Annotated in this window: 18 protein-coding genes; 4 read left to right on the plus strand and 14 right to left on the minus strand. The window is 48.7% G+C overall.

Annotation, left to right across the window (positions count from 1 at the left end; translation table 11 throughout):
• Positions 1 to 24: 24 nt before the first annotated feature.
• Positions 25 to 936: a LysO family transporter gene (locus ACFI32_RS10880; protein WP_462626612.1), complete on the plus strand. Its 912-nt coding sequence runs from the start codon at positions 25 to 27 to the stop codon at positions 934 to 936.
• A gap of 5 nt (positions 937 to 941) precedes the next feature.
• On the opposite strand, the gene ACFI32_RS10885 is transcribed toward ACFI32_RS10880, so the two are convergent.
• The 5 genes from ACFI32_RS10885 to ACFI32_RS10905 all read right to left on the minus strand — a co-directional run bounded on the left by ACFI32_RS10885 (position 942) and on the right by ACFI32_RS10905 (position 7,538).
• On the minus strand, positions 942 to 2,174 hold the full coding sequence (locus ACFI32_RS10885) for a PIN domain-containing protein (RefSeq protein WP_462626613.1): 1,233 nt from the start codon (positions 2,172 to 2,174) through the stop codon (positions 942 to 944).
• A gap of 205 nt (positions 2,175 to 2,379) precedes the next feature.
• The gene (locus ACFI32_RS10890; protein WP_462626614.1) at positions 2,380 to 3,120 is read right to left on the minus strand and encodes an OmpA family protein; all 741 of its coding nucleotides are present in this window, start codon (positions 3,118 to 3,120) and stop codon (positions 2,380 to 2,382) included.
• A gap of 398 nt (positions 3,121 to 3,518) precedes the next feature.
• A complete protein-coding gene (locus ACFI32_RS10895) occupies positions 3,519 to 4,736 on the minus strand; it encodes a hypothetical protein (RefSeq protein WP_462626615.1) in 1,218 nt (405 codons plus the stop codon).
• Positions 4,737 to 4,780: 44 nt separating this feature from the next.
• Positions 4,781 to 6,058 carry an FAD-dependent oxidoreductase gene (locus tag ACFI32_RS10900; RefSeq protein WP_462626616.1) on the minus strand — a complete coding sequence of 426 codons (1,278 nt, stop codon included), beginning with the start codon at positions 6,056 to 6,058 and terminating at the stop codon, positions 4,781 to 4,783.
• A gap of 118 nt (positions 6,059 to 6,176) precedes the next feature.
• On the minus strand, positions 6,177 to 7,538 hold the full coding sequence (locus tag ACFI32_RS10905; protein WP_462626617.1) for an FAD-dependent monooxygenase: 1,362 nt from the start codon (positions 7,536 to 7,538) through the stop codon (positions 6,177 to 6,179).
• A gap of 598 nt (positions 7,539 to 8,136) precedes the next feature.
• Between ACFI32_RS10905 and ACFI32_RS10910 the strand changes: the two genes are divergently transcribed.
• Positions 8,137 to 9,240: a PhoH family protein gene (locus ACFI32_RS10910; protein ID WP_462626618.1), complete on the plus strand. Its 1,104-nt coding sequence runs from the start codon at positions 8,137 to 8,139 to the stop codon at positions 9,238 to 9,240.
• Positions 9,241 to 9,392: 152 nt separating this feature from the next.
• Positions 9,393 to 9,986 (plus strand): rRNA maturation RNase YbeY, encoded by a 594-nt coding sequence (gene ybeY, locus ACFI32_RS10915; protein WP_462626619.1) that lies wholly within the window; start codon positions 9,393 to 9,395, stop codon positions 9,984 to 9,986.
• Between the two features lie 84 nt (positions 9,987 to 10,070).
• Here ybeY and ACFI32_RS10920 read toward each other — a convergent pair whose 3' ends face one another.
• Entirely contained in the window at positions 10,071 to 11,045 is a 975-nt protein-coding gene (locus ACFI32_RS10920) for a mechanosensitive ion channel family protein (protein ID WP_462626620.1), read from the minus strand.
• A 406-nt stretch (positions 11,046 to 11,451) separates the two neighbouring features.
• Between ACFI32_RS10920 and ACFI32_RS10925 the strand changes: the two genes are divergently transcribed.
• Positions 11,452 to 12,219, plus strand: coding sequence for a hypothetical protein (locus ACFI32_RS10925; RefSeq protein ID WP_462626621.1), 768 nt, complete (start codon positions 11,452 to 11,454; stop codon positions 12,217 to 12,219).
• Between the two features lie 109 nt (positions 12,220 to 12,328).
• Here ACFI32_RS10925 and ACFI32_RS10930 read toward each other — a convergent pair whose 3' ends face one another.
• The 8 genes from ACFI32_RS10930 to nuoH all read right to left on the minus strand — a co-directional run bounded on the left by ACFI32_RS10930 (position 12,329) and on the right by nuoH (position 21,083).
• Positions 12,329 to 13,147: a ferredoxin--NADP reductase gene (locus tag ACFI32_RS10930; RefSeq protein WP_462626663.1), complete on the minus strand. Its 819-nt coding sequence runs from the start codon at positions 13,145 to 13,147 to the stop codon at positions 12,329 to 12,331.
• A gap of 141 nt (positions 13,148 to 13,288) precedes the next feature.
• Positions 13,289 to 14,770, minus strand: a complete 1,482-nt coding sequence (locus tag ACFI32_RS10935; RefSeq protein WP_462626622.1) for an NADH-quinone oxidoreductase subunit N — start codon at positions 14,768 to 14,770, stop codon at positions 13,289 to 13,291.
• 3 nt (positions 14,771 to 14,773) lie between these two features.
• Positions 14,774 to 16,399 carry an NADH-quinone oxidoreductase subunit M gene (nuoM, locus tag ACFI32_RS10940; RefSeq protein WP_462626623.1) on the minus strand — a complete coding sequence of 542 codons (1,626 nt, stop codon included), beginning with the start codon at positions 16,397 to 16,399 and terminating at the stop codon, positions 14,774 to 14,776.
• Position 16,400: 1 nt separating this feature from the next.
• On the minus strand, positions 16,401 to 18,275 hold the full coding sequence (gene nuoL, locus ACFI32_RS10945; protein WP_462626624.1) for an NADH-quinone oxidoreductase subunit L: 1,875 nt from the start codon (positions 18,273 to 18,275) through the stop codon (positions 16,401 to 16,403).
• A 4-nt stretch (positions 18,276 to 18,279) separates the two neighbouring features.
• Positions 18,280 to 18,588, minus strand: a complete 309-nt coding sequence (gene nuoK / locus ACFI32_RS10950; protein ID WP_462626664.1) for an NADH-quinone oxidoreductase subunit NuoK — start codon at positions 18,586 to 18,588, stop codon at positions 18,280 to 18,282.
• Positions 18,589 to 18,686: 98 nt separating this feature from the next.
• The gene (gene nuoJ / locus ACFI32_RS10955) at positions 18,687 to 19,385 is read right to left on the minus strand and encodes an NADH-quinone oxidoreductase subunit J (protein WP_462626625.1); all 699 of its coding nucleotides are present in this window, start codon (positions 19,383 to 19,385) and stop codon (positions 18,687 to 18,689) included.
• On the minus strand, positions 19,382 to 19,942 hold the full coding sequence (gene nuoI, locus ACFI32_RS10960; protein ID WP_462626626.1) for an NADH-quinone oxidoreductase subunit NuoI: 561 nt from the start codon (positions 19,940 to 19,942) through the stop codon (positions 19,382 to 19,384). Before nuoI ends, nuoJ begins: the two co-directional genes overlap by 4 nt.
• A gap of 106 nt (positions 19,943 to 20,048) precedes the next feature.
• Positions 20,049 to 21,083, minus strand: coding sequence for an NADH-quinone oxidoreductase subunit NuoH (nuoH, locus tag ACFI32_RS10965; protein ID WP_462626627.1), 1,035 nt, complete (start codon positions 21,081 to 21,083; stop codon positions 20,049 to 20,051).

Raw genomic sequence — 21,083 nt, forward strand, 5'->3', positions numbered from 1 at the left:
TTGCGCCAGTTGCGAGCCTGTCCCATGCAAAGCCTGATCACCTTAATACTTGTCCTCTTTCCTTTATTTATTGGCTTTGCAATTCCTGTCACGCCGCGTATGGCAAAGATGGCGGACAAGGCGCTGTCATATCTGGTATTTTTGATTTTGACCCTGATCGGTATCGAGCTGTCACAGGTGCATGGCCTTGGCAGTCAGGTGGGCGATATTGCTTTGTATGTAGCGGTATTGTCGGTCTTGACCGTAGGTACAGGGCTGCTGGCCTTACTCTGGTTTGATAAGCTCAAGCCGTGGCAAGCCAAAAACACACAAGCAAAGGGCAATCAGCACCGCATCAGTATCCGTGGTAGCTTAATACAAGTGATATGCGTGGTGATTGGTTTTGTCATCGGTCATTTTTTGCCTGCTGCCTATCTGCCGCCAGAAAATGCCATGACCGCAATGCTGATGCTGCTGATCCTGCTCGTTGGCATTGGGCTAAAAGGCTCAGGCATCACACTAAAAGAAGTGATGCTTAACCGCCGCGGCGTGGAAATCAGCGTGATTTTTACCCTATCGGTGCTGGTCGGTGGTCTTGGCTTTGCCATGCTCTTTAGCGAAGTGTCTTGGACGCAGGGGTTGGCGCTGGCATCGGGGTTTGGGTGGTACTCGCTTTCCGCGATTGTGATGACCGATGCGTATGGCGCAGTCTGGGGCAGTGTGGCGCTGTTTAACGACTTGATACGTGAGTTTTTTGCGCTGCTGTTTATTCCACTGGTGATGCGCCAGCATCCCTCGGCAGCTGTAGGATTGGGCGGTGCGACCAGTTTGGATTTTACCCTACCCGTCATTCAACAATCAGGCGGCTTAACCGTGGTGCCGCTCGCCATCAGCTTTGGCTTTATCATTAACATCGTCTCGCCTGTGCTGATGGTGGTGTTTGCGGCGTTTGGCTGAGTGAGTTATAAGTGGTAGCTCAGCTTGTTCGCATTTGATATTACAATCACCTTATTATTAATCATCTGTTTGACGATATTATCAATGACTTTGGGATCTTCATTGCGCAGATGACTTTTTAGATAATTTAATAAACTTGATTTTTTGGACGGTCGAGTCCCTGCAGACCTACTTTTTATCAGCGCTATTGCACGTTGATATACTGTAGCAGGGGAATTTTGCTTATCATTATTATCATGTACCGCTTTACTAGCATTTATTTTTACATCATCGAAGGGTGGATAAGAGATCACTTGATCATTTTGCTTTATTAAGCCCTTATTTTTAAGATATATCACAACTAAATCGACTTGTTCTTGGTTATTTTCTTGGCGATAAATAGTAAGCTTTTGCTTAATTACATTATTCAATCCATCAATCTCTTTCGCCTTATTTCGTAAAACCTGATCAGCAACTAAATCCAATATTCCTTGGCTGTCTATTTTATAAATTAATTTTTCGGCATTTCCATCAAGTCTCATGAGACCTGCTTTAACAAATTTATTAAAAACCTGTTCAATAATGTAATCTTGCTCAGCACTATTAAACCTCTTTAATACTGTCACTGGAACATATTTCTTCATCGAATATAACAGGTTAGATTTATAACTCGGTAAAAATACTTTACGATTAACGATACTATCAAAAACGAATACATAACATTCATGTATAATTGCTTTAGGCACGCTATCTTCAATACTTTGAGCCAGAGATATTTGGCAGCCTACTACTGTAGTATCGATACTATCACACCTAACCTCTTGATCATCATTGATGATGAGTTGGCTTTCTGCTATATCTGATTCAATATTTTCATGTGCTGTATAAGCCATAGTTAGCTGAGTAGTATTTTCTAACCGCACGATATTCATACTATTATAAGCACTATTAAGATGCTCTACCAAAACATCATAACCACTGTCTCTTGCTAAAATACAAACATCAGCATTAAGATCAATTTCAGAAATTTTACCCAAATAAAATGATAAATAAAAATCTAGAGCGTTTTTTCCTGCATGCTGCATCTTAATAAGATGGATTTTTTTATTATCAAACCTGAGCAAGGCTTCACATAATTCAAGTGGTAGGCTCTTCTGCTGATTAATACCCAAAAACAACCATATATGACAATCATCTGTCTCTATGCCATCGAAGTTTTTCGGCTGAATGTTCTCATAATCAATTAAAATATGCTTCATCGAAATATTCTTATTATTTAATAAAAATTATAGACACTTATATTCCACTCGCCTGCTTCGCAAACAGGCGCATCAATGCTTGACTTTACCGACGTGGTACATGCCTTCACTGACGCACTGGCCATCAGCGTTTGGCTGGTGAGGTAACAGTGAAATAACAGGTCTTTAGTGTTCCTTGCTTATACAGTTGCTATTTAAACAAATACTACTCAAACCAATCACACTGGCGTGCATACTCACCGTATAACTGCTCGGCAGATTTATATTTAAGATTGTGCAAGTCATGTACTTCATCACTTGCCATTAATATAACACGCCGCTGTTTTGCCTCGATAGTATCAATGCCTAATGCCATAAAATAAGGCGCGGTAAAGTCGTTGTCTGTCACCAAGTATCTGTTGCCGCAGTCATAAGTACGAATACGTTCAGGTGCGATATCATGCGTCAATACCAGTTTATTTTTGAGCACCTGTGCTCGATCACGTGCTAAGGAGTCGCCACCAGCGCGGGTCATTGTCGCTACCTGATGTTCATTGGTAGCGCTATGACCGAAAATAAACACGCTCGCTTTGGGGTGATCATTGAGTGATGCGTCTATTTTCGCAAGGTCACGACTGTCAATATTAGAAAGCTGGCTGCTCATTGGCGCAAAAAAATTGACAAACGACATCTCAAGTGCTGTGCCACCTTCGATAATCACGATGCATCCTTGACTGTCAACGACCCTATGTGGCGGCGTTTCTTGACACTCATCAACATCATCCGCAACCCCATCCCCATCTGAGTCCGTGACATCGATATCATTAATAATACCGAGCTGATTGTCATTAAGCGTTTGCATATTGTCAGTGCTGGAAGGTGTTGGTGGTGTCATCGTTTGACAGCCCAGAAGGCTCAGACTGCTCAGAAAAAATATAGCCACCACACGACAGTTAGAGAGGTTCATTTGAGCCGCCTTGTTTTTTATAAAAGGGTCGCTACCTAATCACTTCAATTTGTTGGTCTAGGACAGCGATCATCAAACGCCATATCCGCATCTACTCTTTGATCAAGTTTGCTCTCCTCGTCGCTTGCATCGGGCGGCGTTAAAGGTCTTTGGTCACCATAATGCGCCGTCGCCATCGGAATCCCTATCTGCTTTTAGCGTCACCCTATTATCATGCTGAGGTATCGGCGTTGGCGGGGATGGTATCGTTGGTGACGTTTGGCAGCCAGTAAGCAAAGTTGCTACTGCTATTGAACTGACCACATGCAAAATTTTCATAATGCTCACATCATTAAGACAATATTAGCCAACATTATTTTAACACTGTCTTAATGTCAATGCTCACGGTGTTTATGCATCTATGCCAGTGGCAAGTCTGTCTGCACCTGACACGCCTTGTCATGCCACTCGAAAAACGCATGAATCGCTTCAGGCATGTCTGTGTTGGCATCCGCACCGCGAATGGTAGTGACATAACGGCACGCGCGGTAATGTGTCGCAAACGTATCGTAGGCGGTAGTCCACGTTACACGCGCTGGGTTGTCGACCTCTGTATCCTTGCTGTCGTTTGCAAACCATAAGGCTTTGGCGGGAATGTCTTTTGCCAGCTCACCTGTTTGGGTCACCTCTGCCATACGCCACGGCTTAGCGGTCAGTCGCGCGCGAAAACACTGCTGGACACGGCATAGACGCACATAATTGCGGTCGGCATGAAACTGCTCAAACCACGCCGCGACGGCATCATCACTAGGTGCAGCGGTGGCATGCGTGGCAATGATACGAAACCCTGCTGGCGTCTCATATAAGCGAAAAGATTCGTGTGGGTGACTGGTTACGCGCTGTTTGATCACGTCGGTTATAAAAGGAGACAGTGAGGCCAACGCGTCAGCTTGTATTTGCGCCTGTGAAGCACGTTCGGCAGCATGCTTTTTTGCTTGCAACTTATCTCTAGCACTCGCTTGCTGCCACAGATACGCGGTTGCACCGATCATGATGACCAGCAACCACAGCCACGACAACTGATACCACGCAATGGCGCTGGCGGCAATGATGGAAATCAAGACAAAAACCCAGATTTTTACTTTGGCAAAGGGGATAGGCTCATCCATGAGCCATTTGGTTTTAAAACCTTGGCTATGGTAATGCTCAGGATAGTTGTGCTGCAACAACTGGTCATGATCCACATCAATAATGGCAATATTATTCACGTTAGCGACCTGCGCGCCGTAGCGGTTGCGCGTAACGATCAGCTGCGTATCGCCCTGACTGTCGGTGTGGGGCGTGCTACCTTGTGTCGGTTGACCTTGCCACGTTTGCTCAAGCAGTATCGGCTCACGAATCGGAATGCTGTTGCTTTCGTTATACTGCTCATCACGCTCACGGCGCAAAATGTCCGCACCGGCTTGCCAGCGCTCATGCGCTTCGATCACGCGCGCTTTGGCATGGGCTTCGGCCTCTGCTTGACTGCTGTCCGACCAGCCATAGCGCTTGATGGTGGCCTGTCTTGATACATTGTCTGGCGTCGCTGCTCGCTCAAAACGCTGCTGGTACTGTGCCCAATATTTGGGGATACGCATAGGGGTCTGCTCTCGCCTTATGAAAATCGAGGATTCATCGGAGGTTATAAGCCGCTGGCTTTTTTGGTAAATAAGCGCATAAGCGGTTTGATTTTACCCACACGGTACATGCCCTCGCTGCGTATCTGCTGCACAGGACGCAGCTGCGCCAAGCTGCCAGCAAACAGCCAGTTCAATGCCGAAAAACTGTGCATCATCATACTGTTGTGCGGACGGCGGGTGCGCTCATAAGTGCGCAGAGTCTGGCCTGTGCCCCATAGCGTCTGACCACTGCGCGTGTAGTCACGTAGCAACTGAGCGCTGAGATCCTGCACATCGAGCATCCCCAGATTCAGCCCCTGCCCTGCCAAAGGATGTACGCCATGCGCCGCATCGCCAATCAACACCAGATTGTCCGCCACGTAACTTTTGGCTTGCTGCGCTCCGAGTGGGAAGCTAGCAATGGACTCAATCTGTGCAATCTCACCCAGCTCATAACCACAAGCAGCAGCCAGCTGATCGGCAATCGTGCGCTGCGTTTCCTCTATCAGCGCCAATGCTTGGTTGCGTGGTAGCGTCCAGACGATAGATTGCCAGTGCTGCGGGCGGGCTTTGTCCTCGTCCGTGATGTCAGCAAGTGGCAGTAATGCCAGCGTACCTGTCGGTAGCATGGCTTGACGCGCAGTGGCTTGATGCGGCTTAGCGGTTTGGATAGCGCAGCAAATCGCCGTTTGTTTATAGTCCAAGGTGTCGAGTGCAATGCCTGCCTGTTTGCGTACAAAAGAGCCGCGACCGTCGGCACCGACCAACAAGGTGGCCTCTATCGTCGTGTCATCATCCAGCTGTATACGGTAGCCGCGCTCAGCACCCAACCAGTCCATCTGCACGACTTTTTGACCACTGATCACGGTTAAATAATCACTGACCTCTTCAGATTGCAAGCGCTGCCACAGCGCATGCTCAATCACCGCAGGCTCGACCATGCTGCCCAGTATCGGCGCTGGCGTGTTGTCAGCATCATGATCTGTGGCGGCGCTGTGTTCACCAAACAGCAGCTCTCCCATACCATCGCGTTGCCACACCTGCATTTGCACGTAGTCGGCTTTGCGCTGTGAGCGACTGATGGACTGCCATGCGCCCACCTCTGTGAGCAAGTTAATACTAGCAAGGCTGAGCGCATAGACACGCGCATCACGCTTGCCAAGTTTGCGCGCCCAGTCATCATAACTAAGCGATGGACGGGCATCGACCAGCGTCACTGGCAGCTTTTGCTGCGCTAGTTTGAGCGCCAAGGTGGCACCGACGATACCGCCACCGATGATAAGCGTGTGATTGTGTTTCATAAAATATCCTTTCGTTGGCGTATCGGTACGCTGATATTACCGTACGCTGCATGATGTATCGTACCAATGGTGATAACTGGTAATAATCTGCTCACCTGCTCATAAACGCCGAGTGAGGTTATGACTTTAGACCCATCGCATAGTTGGCGACCAATGGCTTGACGTTGGGCAGCTTATCAAAAGCCACAAGGGCAGCATTGCGCATCAGCTTGACCACAGGATTGGGATGGGTAAACCCATGCACCACGGCATCACAAAAACGAATGACGCGTTTTTGATCCATTTTGCGGGCACGCTCATAACGCTCTAACAGCTGCGGGTTGCCGATATCACCGCCATGCGCCGCATGACCACTGATCATGTTGGCCAATACGTGCGCGTCACGCATACACAGATTAAAGCCTTGACCTGCGACAGGATGCAAGGTGTGCGCGGCATTACCCATGATGACGCAGCGACCGATTACTTGGGTGTCCGCGAGCACTCGGGTCAATGGATAAGCGCCGCGGCGACCTGCTTGCACAAAGGTACCTGCCCGCGCGCCAAATGCCGTTTGTAAGGTCTGTAAAAAATGGGCATCGTCTTCTAAATAACGCCCCTCTTCACCTTTAGGGCAAATCCAAACCACAGAGCGGCGATAACCCGTTTGATAATCGGCGTTGCCATCGCCATCAGGATCGGTCAGTGGCAATAGCGCCAATGGGCCTGCAGGACTAAAGCGCTCAATGGCCGTGTGCTCATGCGGCTGGTCGGTCTGCACCACACCGACGATGGCCGTTTGTTGATAATCATAAGTGCTGGTATCGATATCGAGCAACTGACGCACGGTAGAGTCGCGGCCATCACAAGCGACCAACAGACTGCCTTTGATCTGCTGAACAGTATTTTCATTGTTGTTGTCATTGCTATCATTGTTGCGAAAGCTAATGGTAACGCCTGGCTGCGTACCTGACGTCAATTGCTGCTCGGTATCCATCACCGTAGCGTTGTCAATCAAAGTGATCAATGGCTCTGCTTGCGCCGCGAGTAACAGCTTGCGTCCCAGCCACGCGTTTTCCATCACTTGACCAAAAGACTCAACCTGCTCATCAGCTTTGTTAAGCTGGGCGGTGCCAAAGCTGCCCTGCTCGCTGATCTGTACGGCATCAATGCGGCAGGCGTGGCTTTGCAGTGCAGGCCATAATCCAATTTCTTGATAAATCTGTACCGTGCGCCGCGACAAAGCCGTATTGCGACTGTCTAGATAGTGGCTGCGGTTGTGGTCGTCATTGGGGCTGATGGCGGGATATTTGCTTTTTTCGAGCAAGGTACTGGCCATGCCATGATGAGCCAGTAGCAAGGCAAAGGACAATCCCACATGACCACCGCCCGCGATCAGCACATGCTTGTCTTGCGTTTGTGTCGCGCTGATCGGTGTGGTTTGTGCGGCTGGTTGGTCATCAGTAGCAGTATGATCGGCCTGTGGCTCTGTTGGTTGCATGGTGCGTTCCTATTATTATTGATGTACGTATATTATATGATGGGCTTTAGCGCGTGACAGGTACGGCCTCCTGCTGGCATGGTATTGATAACCAGCGGTAACAAAAGACAAAGGGATAAATTGGACTCGCTTGCTGGTTGATTATCACTATGTGATTGCTATTTTAGCATGTCTTTTTTCATATCATTTTAGCCTACTTTTATAGCGCTTTTTGCCGTCATCATCGCCAATAGATTACCACAAATCATGACTGTTGCCGTGGCCTTATTCTGTGCTCTTGGCCTGATTTTTCGGTGTTGGTAGTCGCTTTACTGCGTTTATTGGCATACACCAGCCAGCAGTTGCAATCGGCATACAAAAACTGAGGCCACAAGCTCCGCGCATGGCTTGAAATTTAAAAACTATCAACCATAATAAATAGAGTGCGCGACACCGTAATTATATTAACAACAACAATCCTCTTTACCGCTACCTTGCGCACTGCAATGAACGGCAATAAGTTTTGCTGACCACTTTATATAGACAGCCACTGATATCGGTAGCGACAGCAACTGACTGCGAACCGATAAGTTTAGGCAACGAATACAAGGATAATCGCTTGACTGACTCTATGAGCCGCCATGTAACATTCGAATCCCTCACGCCTGCCCAACTCAAAACGGTGCTTGGCGAATACAATAACCATATTAAATACTTACAAGACCGACTCGACATCAAAATCAGCCAGCGCCAAGGAGATTTTATCCTAAGTGGCGACCTTACCGCCGTTGAACGCGGTGAGCGTATTTTGTACAAACTGGCTGACGAAGCACAAAACAGCAAAGACATCAGCCCAGAAGAGCTGCACTTAATTATCCAATCGTCTATCGCACGCGATCAAGACACCGAAGATGATGAAGCCGCGCCTGCTAAGGACGATGATACGGACCACCAAGACGATCCCAATGACTATACGCCAATCAGCTTGCGCACACGCAAAGGCCGCATCATTCCGCGCGGCGGCAATCAGCAGCGTTATGTTAAAAACGTACTGACTTCTGATGTGTCCTTTGGTATTGGCCCTGCAGGTACGGGTAAAACCTATCTGGCCGTGGCGTGCGCCGTTGATATGATGGAGCGCAATGAGATTGAGCGTATTTTGTTGGTGCGTCCTGCGGTCGAAGCAGGCGAAAAACTGGGCTTCTTGCCCGGTGATTTGACCCAAAAGATTGATCCGTATTTGCGCCCATTGTATGACGCGCTTTATGAGATGTTTGGATTTGAGAAAGTAGGAAAAATGCTCGAGCGCCAAATCATCGAAGTTGCACCCCTCGCCTACATGCGCGGTCGCACGCTCAACAACTCGTTTGTGATCTTAGATGAAGCACAGAACACCACGCCTGAACAAATGAAAATGTTCTTAACCCGCTTAGGCTTTGGCTCACGGGCGGTCATCACAGGTGACATCACACAGGTTGATTTGCCGCGTGGTCACAAATCAGGCCTTGCACAAGCGCTGGATATCTTAAGCGGTATCGACGAGATTCACATCACTAAATTTGACTCAAAAGACGTGGTACGCCATCAGTTGGTACAAAAAATCGTCGAGGCGTATGATGTCTTTGATGGTGAGCAAGAAATCATCAAAGAGAAACGCAAACAAGAGCGTATTGCAGAGCAAGAGCGCAAACAGGCCATCAGCAACGCCGCGTCTGCGCTTTAACTGGCGTATTAAACTACCCTCTTTACTGTAGCCTGACTATTGTTATAAATAAAAAACTGGATCGCGAATCCAGTTTTTTTGTTTTTGCCGTCTACAATTTCATATAATGACCACAATGACTCTATTTTCTATCGCCGCCTGAGGATACCCTGATGACCATACCTACCGAGCACCCCGCCGAACATCACGCCAGTCACGAAATCACCATCAGTGCCATTGAGACCATCGATGATGCGGTGATAGACACTTTTTATCGCGAAGCATTATTTCAGCCGTTACTGGATACCATGCTCACTTATATGCAGCAGCAAATGGCAGATGGCGTAACTTTGCCCTATTTTGCAGATAGTGAGCCCAGTGTATGGCAACAAAAGCCCAAAAGCCTAGACATCTACATCACCGACAGCAATGAGGGAAAGGCGCTTAACTTAGAAGCGCGCAGTAAGGACTATGCGACCAATATCCTATCCTACCCAAGCGACTTGCCAGCATCACTGATTGAGCTGATGCCAGAAGTGCCGCTGGGTGAGTTGATTATCTGTCATGACGTGGTCGCACGCGAAGCTGCCGAACAGGATAAGAGCATTGCCCAGCATCTAAGCCACCTCCTCGTTCATGGCGTGCTGCATTTATTGGGGTTTGACCATATGCTTGGCCAAGCACAGCAAGCGCAGATGGAAAGCTTTGAGATTGATATCTTAGCGCAGCATGACTTGCCCAACCCATATATCACGCCCGAATCATAACAAAGACGCGCAAGCCAGCACTTGCGTGTCCTTATCAGGTATGACGGGGCTTATTGACTACGCTAGGCAGGTAGCGCCAAATGACTAGCGGCTGTTGTTTTGGTCGCCCTGATCACCCTCACTTGCCGACGCCGTATCTATTGCACCATCGTTGCTGTTGGGCTTAGATAGGTCTGGCGCACCGTCTGGCTTGAGTGATGGCAGCTTGTTGGCTGCGCTCATGCTGCTGACCAAGGTATCCAATCCTTTAACGTGCAAGCTGCGCTGCGGGAATGGAATCTCAATCTGATTGTCATCAAGCGCGTATTTGAACTCTTCTAATAGCGCACACTGCATCGCCCACCAATCATCGTTGGTGGTCCAAACATTCAAAGTCAAATCAACCGAGTTATCACCCAGATTGGTCACGCGTATGATCGGTGCAGGGTCTTTAAAGGCCATCTCATTGTTATCGGCGAGGCTCAGCATCAGCTCTTTAGCAGTTTTGATATCCGCATCATAGCCGATACCAATGGTGATATCGACACGGCGGTTGGGCAATGCGGTATAGTTGGTCGTCGCTGAGGTGCTGATGTCACCGTTTGGAATGATAATGGCGTGATTGTTTATCGTGGTCAGATGGGTATTGACCAACGTAATCTCGGTGACCGTACCCGTATAACCCTGAATTTGGACATAATCACCGCGCACAAAAGGACGAAACACCACAATCACAATACCAGCAGCAAAGTTAGACAGCTGATCTTTGAGCGAGATACCAATGGCAACCGCCGCACCACCCAAAATTGCCACGGCAGAAGTGGTATGGACGCCGACGTTATTCAGCGCCGCCAAGACCACAACAACCAGTAGCGCGCCGTATAACAAGCTACTTAAAAAGCTCGCCACCGTTTCATCCAAATGACTGCGCACCATAAGGGCATTGGCCACAGTGGTGGCTTTTTTGGCAAGCCAGCGTCCGACGAAAAAGATAACAATGGCCAATGCCAATTTTAATGACCACGACACCGCATTATCTGTCAACGCGGCCATATCAATGGTAAAACCTAAAAATTCCATACCGACTCTTTATTGATAGCTGTATTTGTGATGTAGAATGCCAAAGCTGCCCAAAGCAAGGCTACTTATGTAAGCCGCCATACGGTCAAACTGCTTATAACACAGCGCCTGCATGTTGCGTCGCTCAGATAGCGTAACAAACCATGCACAGCGTCTCTGTGTTATTTTTGCTGCCATCATAACATGGGCTATTATCCAGAACCATATTCATCCGTATGGGCATCACGGCATTGCCAATAAATACTGCTTTTATCATCGCGTTATTTATGAGATTTGCTACAAAGCAGGGGCGTCAGTTTGTCACTCTTCGCTTTTGCTATATACTATTTTTTATAGCTGATGAATTATCAAGCACACAACTTGCATATGAATAATAAATTGTCATACCACTATAAGGATAATCCGTTTGAGTGACTTTGAACCTGTTGACGACTTTACTGATACTTTCAATTGGCGTCTTAATGACGCATTAAACGATGTTTGGGGCACGATCAGCCAAACTGTCAAAGGTTTGTATGGCAAGACCACCGACAGACTTGACGATGAGGTACGGCTGCCCGTTGCCCAAAAATACGTCAATGACGCCTTACAAAAATTTGTCACCGATAATGTCGCCTCTATTTTAGAGCTGCGCGTTGAGCTGCATGACGAGTGGTTTCGCCTGTTTTGTACCATCAATGTGGCGGGTATTTATGTCGAGGTCGCCAGTAACTTTCGCCTCGTCCACGCTCAGCTTGATCGCAACGTGCAGCGCTTCGTCTTTGGTCAGCTCACCTATACCGATGTGCTTAACTTGCGCTGTGAATCTTTTGTGAAGCGCCAAGGCATCAAACTTGCCATTTGGTTTTATCATAGCGTGCTCAAAAAAGACCCGCTCGGCGTGATATTGAGCTATATCAACATTGCCCGCGCCAAAGACGACATCATCTATTTGGATATCAACCGCTGGCTTAAGAAAAACAAAAAAATCATGAGCACCTTACACAAGGTACAAGTGAACTACGGTGAGGTTGAAGAAGAACAACTGGTGTTAAAAACCCAGATCAACTATCGCGACCTGCTTGGCGGCAGTAGCGGCGAGGACATCATCAGTGACGCTGATAATCAAGAACCAGAATTGATGCAAGGGCCAATCAACCCAGTAAATGACGCCACCGAACCCAGCCAAGAATAAGCGCAAACGTGCTATTTGACAGCAAAAAACAACGCCGCCGCAATCTGACTCTGATTGCGGCGGCGCTGTTGTATCATCGAGACTATTTTGTCTGCTTACCAGTACTCATTTACCAATAGTTTTCGACTGCGATATTGCCTTCACCGCGGCGGTTCATCACCAGACCTAGACTTTTTAGCGCCTCTTTGGTGTCATCGACCATTTGCGGATTGCCGCACAGCATCACATGGGTACTGTCCACATCAAGCTCGATACCGACCTGTTTTTGCAATGTGCCGTCTAATAACAGCTTAGGCAAGCGCTCAGACAATGCGCCCTCAACCGTATCTCGCGTTACAATCGGTACAAAGATCAGCTGTGCAGGGTGATCAACCAAGTCGCCAAAGTCTTCTTGCAACTGCTTGATGGTATCGACGTACGCCAGCTCCTCAAGGTTACGCGCGCTATAGGCCAATACGATATGCTCATAGTCTTGCCATGTCTGCAAATCTTGTAGCATTGACAAAAATGGCGCCAACCCTGTGCCCGTTGCCAACAACCACAAGTCTTTGGGCTGCGGCGCTTGGTAACGCGCTAGGGTCAAAAACCCAAAGGGCATGGTGTTGAGCAACAGCTCATCGCCCACTTCTAAGTGCTGCAACTGCGAGGTAAATGCGCCATCAGGTATGACGATAGAAAAAAATGCCAACACCTCATCAAAGGGTGACGACACGATAGAATATGCGCGAAAGATATCTTCATCGACCGCAGCCTTTTCTGCCCCTTGCGCTTGGTAGTATTTGAGCTTGCTGGGGTTGACACCAAGGCGCACAAACTGTCCTGCGGTAAATTTAAAGCTGTCTGGGCGGGTAACGGTAAAGCTGAATAAATTGGGCGTCCATGTGGTCTTGCTCAGCACTGTGACGGTTTGGATGTTATCACTCATAATGGCCTGTCTGTATTATCAAAAGTCGCTACAATCAAAAATAGCTAAAAAATAGGAAACATAAAAAAGATGCGCCCAGCTTAGCATAAACTGGCGCATCTTGTTTTGCAGTACGTTACCGTATCAAGGCAGTGCTTATCAGGACTACTGCCAAATACGAGCCATATTTGAAAGCTCAATCAAGCCATTTGGCAATACACCAAAATAGATGACCACGATGGTCACGGCAACCACCATGATACCGCCCATACGCATCGCCCACTGGCTGGTCACATCAAATTCAACGAACTCTTTAGGTCGCTTGAACAGGGTTAACATCACACGCAAATAATAGAACAGACCAATGGCACTACCGACCACGATCATCGCCGCTAAGAACCAGCTGCCCACCTGCACCGCCGCCAATATCGCCAGCATTTTGGTGATAAAGCCAGCCGTTAATGGAATACCAGCCAGTGAGAGCAGCATGATGGTCATCACCGCTGTCAAAATCGGACGACGCCAAAACAGCCCTTGGTAATGTATCAAATCATCCGCCTCACCAGAGTTGCGATAAGGACTGGACATCAAGGTCACCACCCCGAAAGCACCGATTGAGGTAAAGGCATAAACGGCCATATACATGCTACCAATCGTCGCGGCAGCGCTACCCGCACTGGCAACCATAATCAGCACATAACCCATATGAGCGATAGACGAATAACCCAAAAGACGCTTAAGGTTGGTTTGGCGTACCGCCAATAAGTTACCCACCAATATAGACAATGTCGCCATCACCATCAGCAGCATTTGTACTGACGGCAATGCCAACAAAGCGGTATCAATCAGTAGTCTGAGTGCCAGCGCCATCATGGCGACTTTAGAAACGGACGCCAAATAGGTGGCAATCGGCGCAGGTGCGCCCTCGTAGACATCAGGCGTCCACGCATGAAACGGTGCCGCTGATAGTTTAAAGGCGATACCAAACATCATCAGCGCTGCACCCAAGATGAGTAGCGGCGACTCAAAGACAGTGCTCATCATCGTATTGATGACTTTAAACGATAGCGAGCCGACTTCAGCATAAATAAAGGCCATACCCATCAGTAAGGTTGCTGACGCGGTCGCGGACAACACCAAATATTTAAGACCCGACTCCAGCGAGCGTTTACGCAGATAGGTATATGATAGCAGACCGTACAATGGCACCGACAACAGCTCAAGGCTCATAAACAACGCCGCCATATGCTGTGCGCTCACCATCAGCAAGGCGCCAGCAGTCGATAGCAGCAGCAGCAAATACAGCTCGTCTTTGTTGTCTTCAAGTCCTGTCAAATAGGCATAAGAGAGCGTCGAACAGGCCAGCGCACAAACAAAGATCACCACCATATTAAACTGAGCAAAACTATCCACCACAAACAGCTGCTCGGCCGTCGGCAGCATAGTCGCGCCACTGATCACCCCAAGCATCTGACCGACCAAAATTAACAGGCCGATATTCAAGCCCACCATCGTCACCATGCCCGTTAATGCGTGGGCGCGCTTGACGGTGATGAGTATCATCACGACCAGAATCGTCAGCACCACCACAATGGTTGGCGCATAAGGCATCAGCCCCATCAAATCACTCATCATAAATTCATTCATGACTTAACGAGCCTCCATGGCATCAAGCAATTTTGATGCATCCACTTGTGTGACTTCAGTATAGATATACGCATTATTGATCCACTGCATGGCATGACTTGAGGTATCAAGTATCGGTTGTGGATAAAGACCCAGCCACACCAGACCTGCCGCCAATATCAGCAGCAAGGACAGCTCACGCTTGCCCAAATCTTTGAGCTTGGGTGTGGGTAATCCCTGCGGCTTGGTTGCCTGTATTGCCACTTCTTTGATGTTATTTTCACCAAATAGCGCGCGGTAAATCAAAATCAAGGAGTACAAACCTGCCAGTACTAAACTGAACGTCGCGAGCACCACAAACCATGGATACTGCGCAAACGCACCCAGCAAAATCATGAACTCACCGATAAAGTTGCCCGTACCCGGTATGCCCAGCAAAGCGGCGCAGAAGAACATCAATATGGGCGCATAATAGCGAAACTGTCCCCACATGCCGCCCATCAAGGTCAAATCGCGTGTATGCAAACGCTCATAGAGCTGACCTGCCATAATAAACAGCGCCGCCGAGCTAAGACCGTGTGCCAGCATTTGCACCATCAAACCTTGCAAACTGAGCAGCGTACCTGCATAAATCGCCAACACCACAAACCCCATATGCGAGATACTGGTATAGGCCAGCAAACGCTTCATGTCAGTCTGCATAAAGGCCAACCACGCGCCATAAAAGATACCGATCGTACCTAAAGTAATGGCAATCGGGGCAAAATCTTGAGACGCTGCAGGAAAGAGCGGCAGCACGAAACGAATCAAACCATAAGCGGCGGTTTTAATCAGTACCCCCGCCAAATCAACCGAACCTGCGGTGGGTGCCTGCGCGTGCGCGTCTGGTAACCAGCCATGGAACGGTACAATCGGCAACTTAACCGCAAAGCCAATAAAAAAGCACAACATGATGGGATATTCCCAGCCGCCAAGTGGCGTGCCGAGCAGATCATTGTAATTAAAGCTTATGATACCGCGCGTCGTATAGTTGATCAGCACCAGCATCAAGATACCGATCAGCATGATCAAACCAGAGGCTTGGGTATAAAGAAAAAACTTCGTTGCCGCGTGCTCTTTGGTTTTGCCGACCACATCATGACCCCATAAGGCAATCAAGAAGTAGATCGGTACCAACATCATTTCCCAAAAAAAGAAGAACAAGAACAGGTCAATGGCGAGAAAGACTCCAATCACCCCGCCCAAGCTCCACAGCAGGTTGAGGTGAAAAAAACCAACACGGCGCTGAATCTCATTCCACGAACATGCCACTGCTGCCACACCAAGGAGCCCTGTCAGCGCGATCATCAATAGCGACATGCCATCCATCGCCAAGTGAAAGCTGATACCAAAACTTGGTATCCACGGCACGCTAAACTCCGCCATCCACGGCACAGCAGACTGCGGCGCAATCACCTGTTCGCTCATGCCAGAAAACTGGCCTTGCTGCCACAACACCATTGACAGTGCAAAGGTGAGCAGCATACCAATCAGCGCGATCCAGCGCGGCAAACGTTTATTGACCCGCTCAACCAACCAACACAGCAGACCTGCAATAAACGGAATCGCAATCAATGCTGGTAGCATCCACGTTTGTTGTAACTCTATCATCTTATACCACCGTCATCATTACCAGCACCAACAGCACAGCGATACCCAAGCCAAAGCTTGCAGCATAACCTCGAAGTGACCCAGTTTGCGTCGCAGATAACGCTTTATTGCCCGCTGATACCAGCATCGGCAATATATTCCACGTTTTGTCGATCGGATCGGCTTTGACCAAACGGCCAATAAGTAAAAAGGGCTTCACAAAAATCAAATCATACAGCGCATCAAAACCAAGGCCATGATAGCACCAGTGATACAGCGCGCCGCCAATACGTGACGCTTTAAAACGCAGTAGCATACGGCCCTTATCAATGACATAAAGCAAGACTGCCAAGACCAAACCAGCACCCATCGCGCCCATCGCAATCAGCTCTGCGGTATGCTTGCCATGCGCGTCACCTGCCAGCTCCATCAGATGCCCCATACTGTCAGGCAGCACCCCTTGTAGTGGCGGCGTGATCCATGCGCCAACGGCCGTTGATAACACAAGTAAAATGCTCAGTGGTAGCCAATACGCCACCCCTGAAAGCTTGTGTGCATGCGTCTTTTCTTCACCAAAGAAGATGATCCAGATCATACGGAAGGTATATAGCGCCGTTAAGAACGCCCCAAACACACCCATATAAAATAAGAACTCATGGCCTGTGGCATAGGCTTCCCACAAAATCGCTTCTTTAGAATAAAAGCCCACGGTCAACCAAGGAATCGCGGCCAAAGCACCACCGCCAATCACATAGCACCAAAATACTAATGGAATCTTTTTGCGCAGACCACCCATCTTAAAGATGTCTTGTTCATGGTGCACCGATAGGATCACCGCACCTGACGACAAGAACAACAGCGCTTTAAAGAATGCATGGCTCATCAAGTGAAAAACCGCCCCTTGCCATGCGCCAACGCCGAGTGCCAAAAACATATAGCCAATCTGACTCATGGTTGAGTAGGCCAAAATACGCTTGATATCGGTTTGCGCCAAGGCACAAAATCCTGCCACCACCAAGGTCAACGCCCCTACTGCGCCGACCCAATACAACAGCACCCCTGGAGTAAGTATAAACAGCGGATGCATACGGGCAATCAGATAGACTCCTGCTGTCACCATCGTCGCCGCGTGAATCAGCGCCGAGACTGGCGTCGGGCCTGCCATCGCATCGGCCAGCCATGTATGTAGTGGCAACTGTGCGGATTTACCCATCGCGCCGCCAACGAGCATCATGGTAATCAGCATCATCGTTGGGTCATTGACCGTGAACAGCTCTGGCGCGCGCGTGATGATCTCTTGGATATTAAGTGTTCCGAATTCGCGGAACAACAAAAACAACCCGAAGGCCAAAAACACATCGCCCACCCGCGTGACTGTAAAGGCCTTGATCGCCGCGCGGCCATTGGCACGCTCATGGAAATAAAAGCCAATCAGCAAGTACGAGCAGACGCCAACGCCTTCCCAGCCCAGATATAACAATAATAAGTTATCGCCTAACACCAAAAGCAGCATGCTGGCAACAAACAAATTCATATAGCTAAAAAAGCGCGCAAAGCCGTCTTCTCCATTCATGTACCATGCGGCGAACAAATGGATCAAAAAGCCAATGCCAGTAATCACACCCGTCATCGTCAGCGCAAGGCCATCAAAGCTGAGGCCAAAGCTGGGCGCAAAGTCGCCCACCTGCAGCCACGTCCACAACGGCATTTCAATCACCGTACCCGCAGGCTGCGTATTCAAAAAATTAAAACTGACAAACAGTGCGCACAGCGCCGATAGCAACATGCTACCCACGCCGACGATGGCCGCCACTTTTTGTGATAAGCGGTCGCGCATAAAGGCTAAAATCAAAAAGCCAATGAGCGGACATATAAAGGTTAATGGTAATACACTCATGACATCATCCTTTCATCTCATTGGCGCTGTCGACATCGAGATGCCCACGCTTATGATAAAACTGCAATAGTATGGCAAGGCCAATCGACGCTTCGGCAGCAGCTAAGGTTAGGATAAAGATAAACATAATCTGTCCGTCAGGATCCACCCAGCGACTACCCGCCACCACAAATGCCAGCGCTGCCGCATTCATCATAATCTCAAGGCTCATCAGCATAAATAGGAAGTTACGGCGCACCATCACCCCGCACAGCCCGATCGAAAACAAAATCCCTGCCAAGATCAGTCCATGGGTCATGGGAATAGCCCCCAGCATGTTTTGTGCCTCAGCAGCAGGCTGTACAAAGCCAACCACCTCGTGGGCAAACGGCACATTGGCCGCCTCTTGTGCCACGCTCACTGCTTGTACCATCAGTCTGACTCCTTGCGTGTGCCGCGCTGCATACCCACATAGTCATGAGGATCCACGGTTCTATACTCGTATGGCTCGGCCATCTCAACCCCATCTGTCACATCATCATTATCATACTCTCTGATGCTGCCCACTTGCGGGTGAAAAGACTGGCTGTCATGGCTGGCGATTTCATCATCCAAAGATTTTTTGCCCAAGTGATACGCCGCAACCAGTGCCGCCAATAGTAATAGCGCTGCAACCTCAACCAGCATGATGTACTTGCTAAATAGCGCCGTACCCACTGCTTTTGCAGGCACGCTGACACCGCCAATCATCGCGGCGTCATTACCATTCATACCGATCATGGCATACAGCACAACAGCGATCACCACGGTCAGCCCCGTAGGTACTGCCCACGTTTTGGCATCCAGCCAGCGCTCTTCGCGTGCCTCGTTGTTCATGCCCAAATTGAGCATCATAATCACAAAGACAAACAGCACCAAAATCGCCCCTGCATAGACCACGACTTCAAGCGCACCCGCAAACGGCGCGCCCAAGATAAAGAAGATCCCTGCAACAGCAAGTAATGACACGATCATCGACAAAATCGCGTGGACAGGGTTGGCGTGGATAACCACGCGCAGGCTGGCAAATATTGCCACCGCCCCTAGCGCATAAAATCCCACCAAATCAGGATTGTTTAACACAGACATCATGGCAGCAAGCTCCTTAGATCCACAGGTTCAGCTTCATTTTGTGCTGAACCTTTTGGTTTATCTGCCACCGCCATACCGGTTACGCGATAATAGTTATAGTTGGGGTACTTACCCGGCCCTGAGATGAGCAAATGCTCTTTTTCATAAACCAAATTTTGGCGCACATATTCGCCCAGCTCAAAATCTGGTGTCAGCTGAATCGCCGTCGTCGGGCAGGCCTCTTCACACATACCGCAAAAAATACAGCGAGAAAAGTTAATACGAAAAAACTCTGGATACCAACGGCCATCCTCACGCTCTGCTTTTTGCAGCGAGATACAGCCAACTGGACAGGCTACGGCACACAAGTTACACGCCACGCAGCGCTCATCACCATCAGGATCACGTGTTAGCACAATGCGTCCGCGAAACCGTGGCGGTACAGGAACCGGCTGTTCAGGGTATAGGATGGTATCACGCGGCCTTATCGCGTGGCTGTTGACCATCCACATGCTGCGGACAATGGTAAATATACCAATGACGGTCTTTTTTATCGTCGTAAAAAAAGCTGCTAACATGGAACTTTCCTTTGCGTATTTTGCAATGCTAAATGGGTAGCCAAATACTGAGCAGGTGCATATTTGCTTATCAAGCAAGATTCAAACATACAATATCAGTGCAAGCTTAGCTCATCATCAAGATGACCGCTGCCGTCACCAATAGGTTAATCAAGGTCACGGGCAGGCATACTTTCCAGCCAAAGTTCATCACCTGATCATAACGCGGACGCATCAACGAGCCACGTGCCAAAATAAATAGGGTCATAAAAAACAGCGTCTTAATCATGAACCAAAACGCAGGCGGAATAAATGGAATATCAAGGTTGAATGGTGCCAGCCAGCCGCCAAAAAACAGACAAGTCATCAATGCTGAAATCAGCACCACATTGACATACTCACCAATAAAGAACATGCCAAATTTCATACCTGAGTATTCGACATGATAACCCTCAGCCAGCTCTTGCTCAGCTTCTGGCTGGTCAAATGGGTGTCTGTGCGTGACCGCTACCCCCGCCACCACAAAGGTTAAAAACCCTAAAAACTGGGGAATGATATACCAGCCATCAATCTGTGATTCAACGATTTCGCGTAGGTTAAATGAGCCAGTCAGTGCCACCACACCCATCAACGACAAGCCCAAAAACACCTCATAACTGATGGTTTGCGCCGCTGAGCGCAGGCCACCAAGTAGTGAGAATTTGTTTGCTGAGGCCCAGCCACCGAACATTACTGCGTATACCGCAATACCCGCCATGGCAAAGAAAAACAGAATACCAATGTCCCAGTCCGCCACCCCAAGGGTTGGCGATACAGGAATGATGGCAAATGACGCCAGTGCGGTAAACATCGCAACCGCAGGCGCCAAAGTGAACATAAACTTATCGGTAAAGTTTGGTGTCCAGTCTTCCTTAAAGAAAATCTTGAGCATATCGGCCACCAGCTGTAGCGAGCCGAACGGCCCTACACGGTTTGGCCCATAACGGTCTTGCCATAATGCCAGCATGCGGCGCTCATAGACAATCATCAACGCTGCTACGATCACGACCACCAAAAAGATAACGACCGCTTGACCCACCATAAATAGGATTGACCATGTATCGGCAGTCAAGCTATTGGCCAAAAAACTTGGCACATCAGGGATAATACGGGTGATTTGCAT

The sequence above is a fragment of the Psychrobacter sp. PSi21 genome, assembly GCF_054960615.1.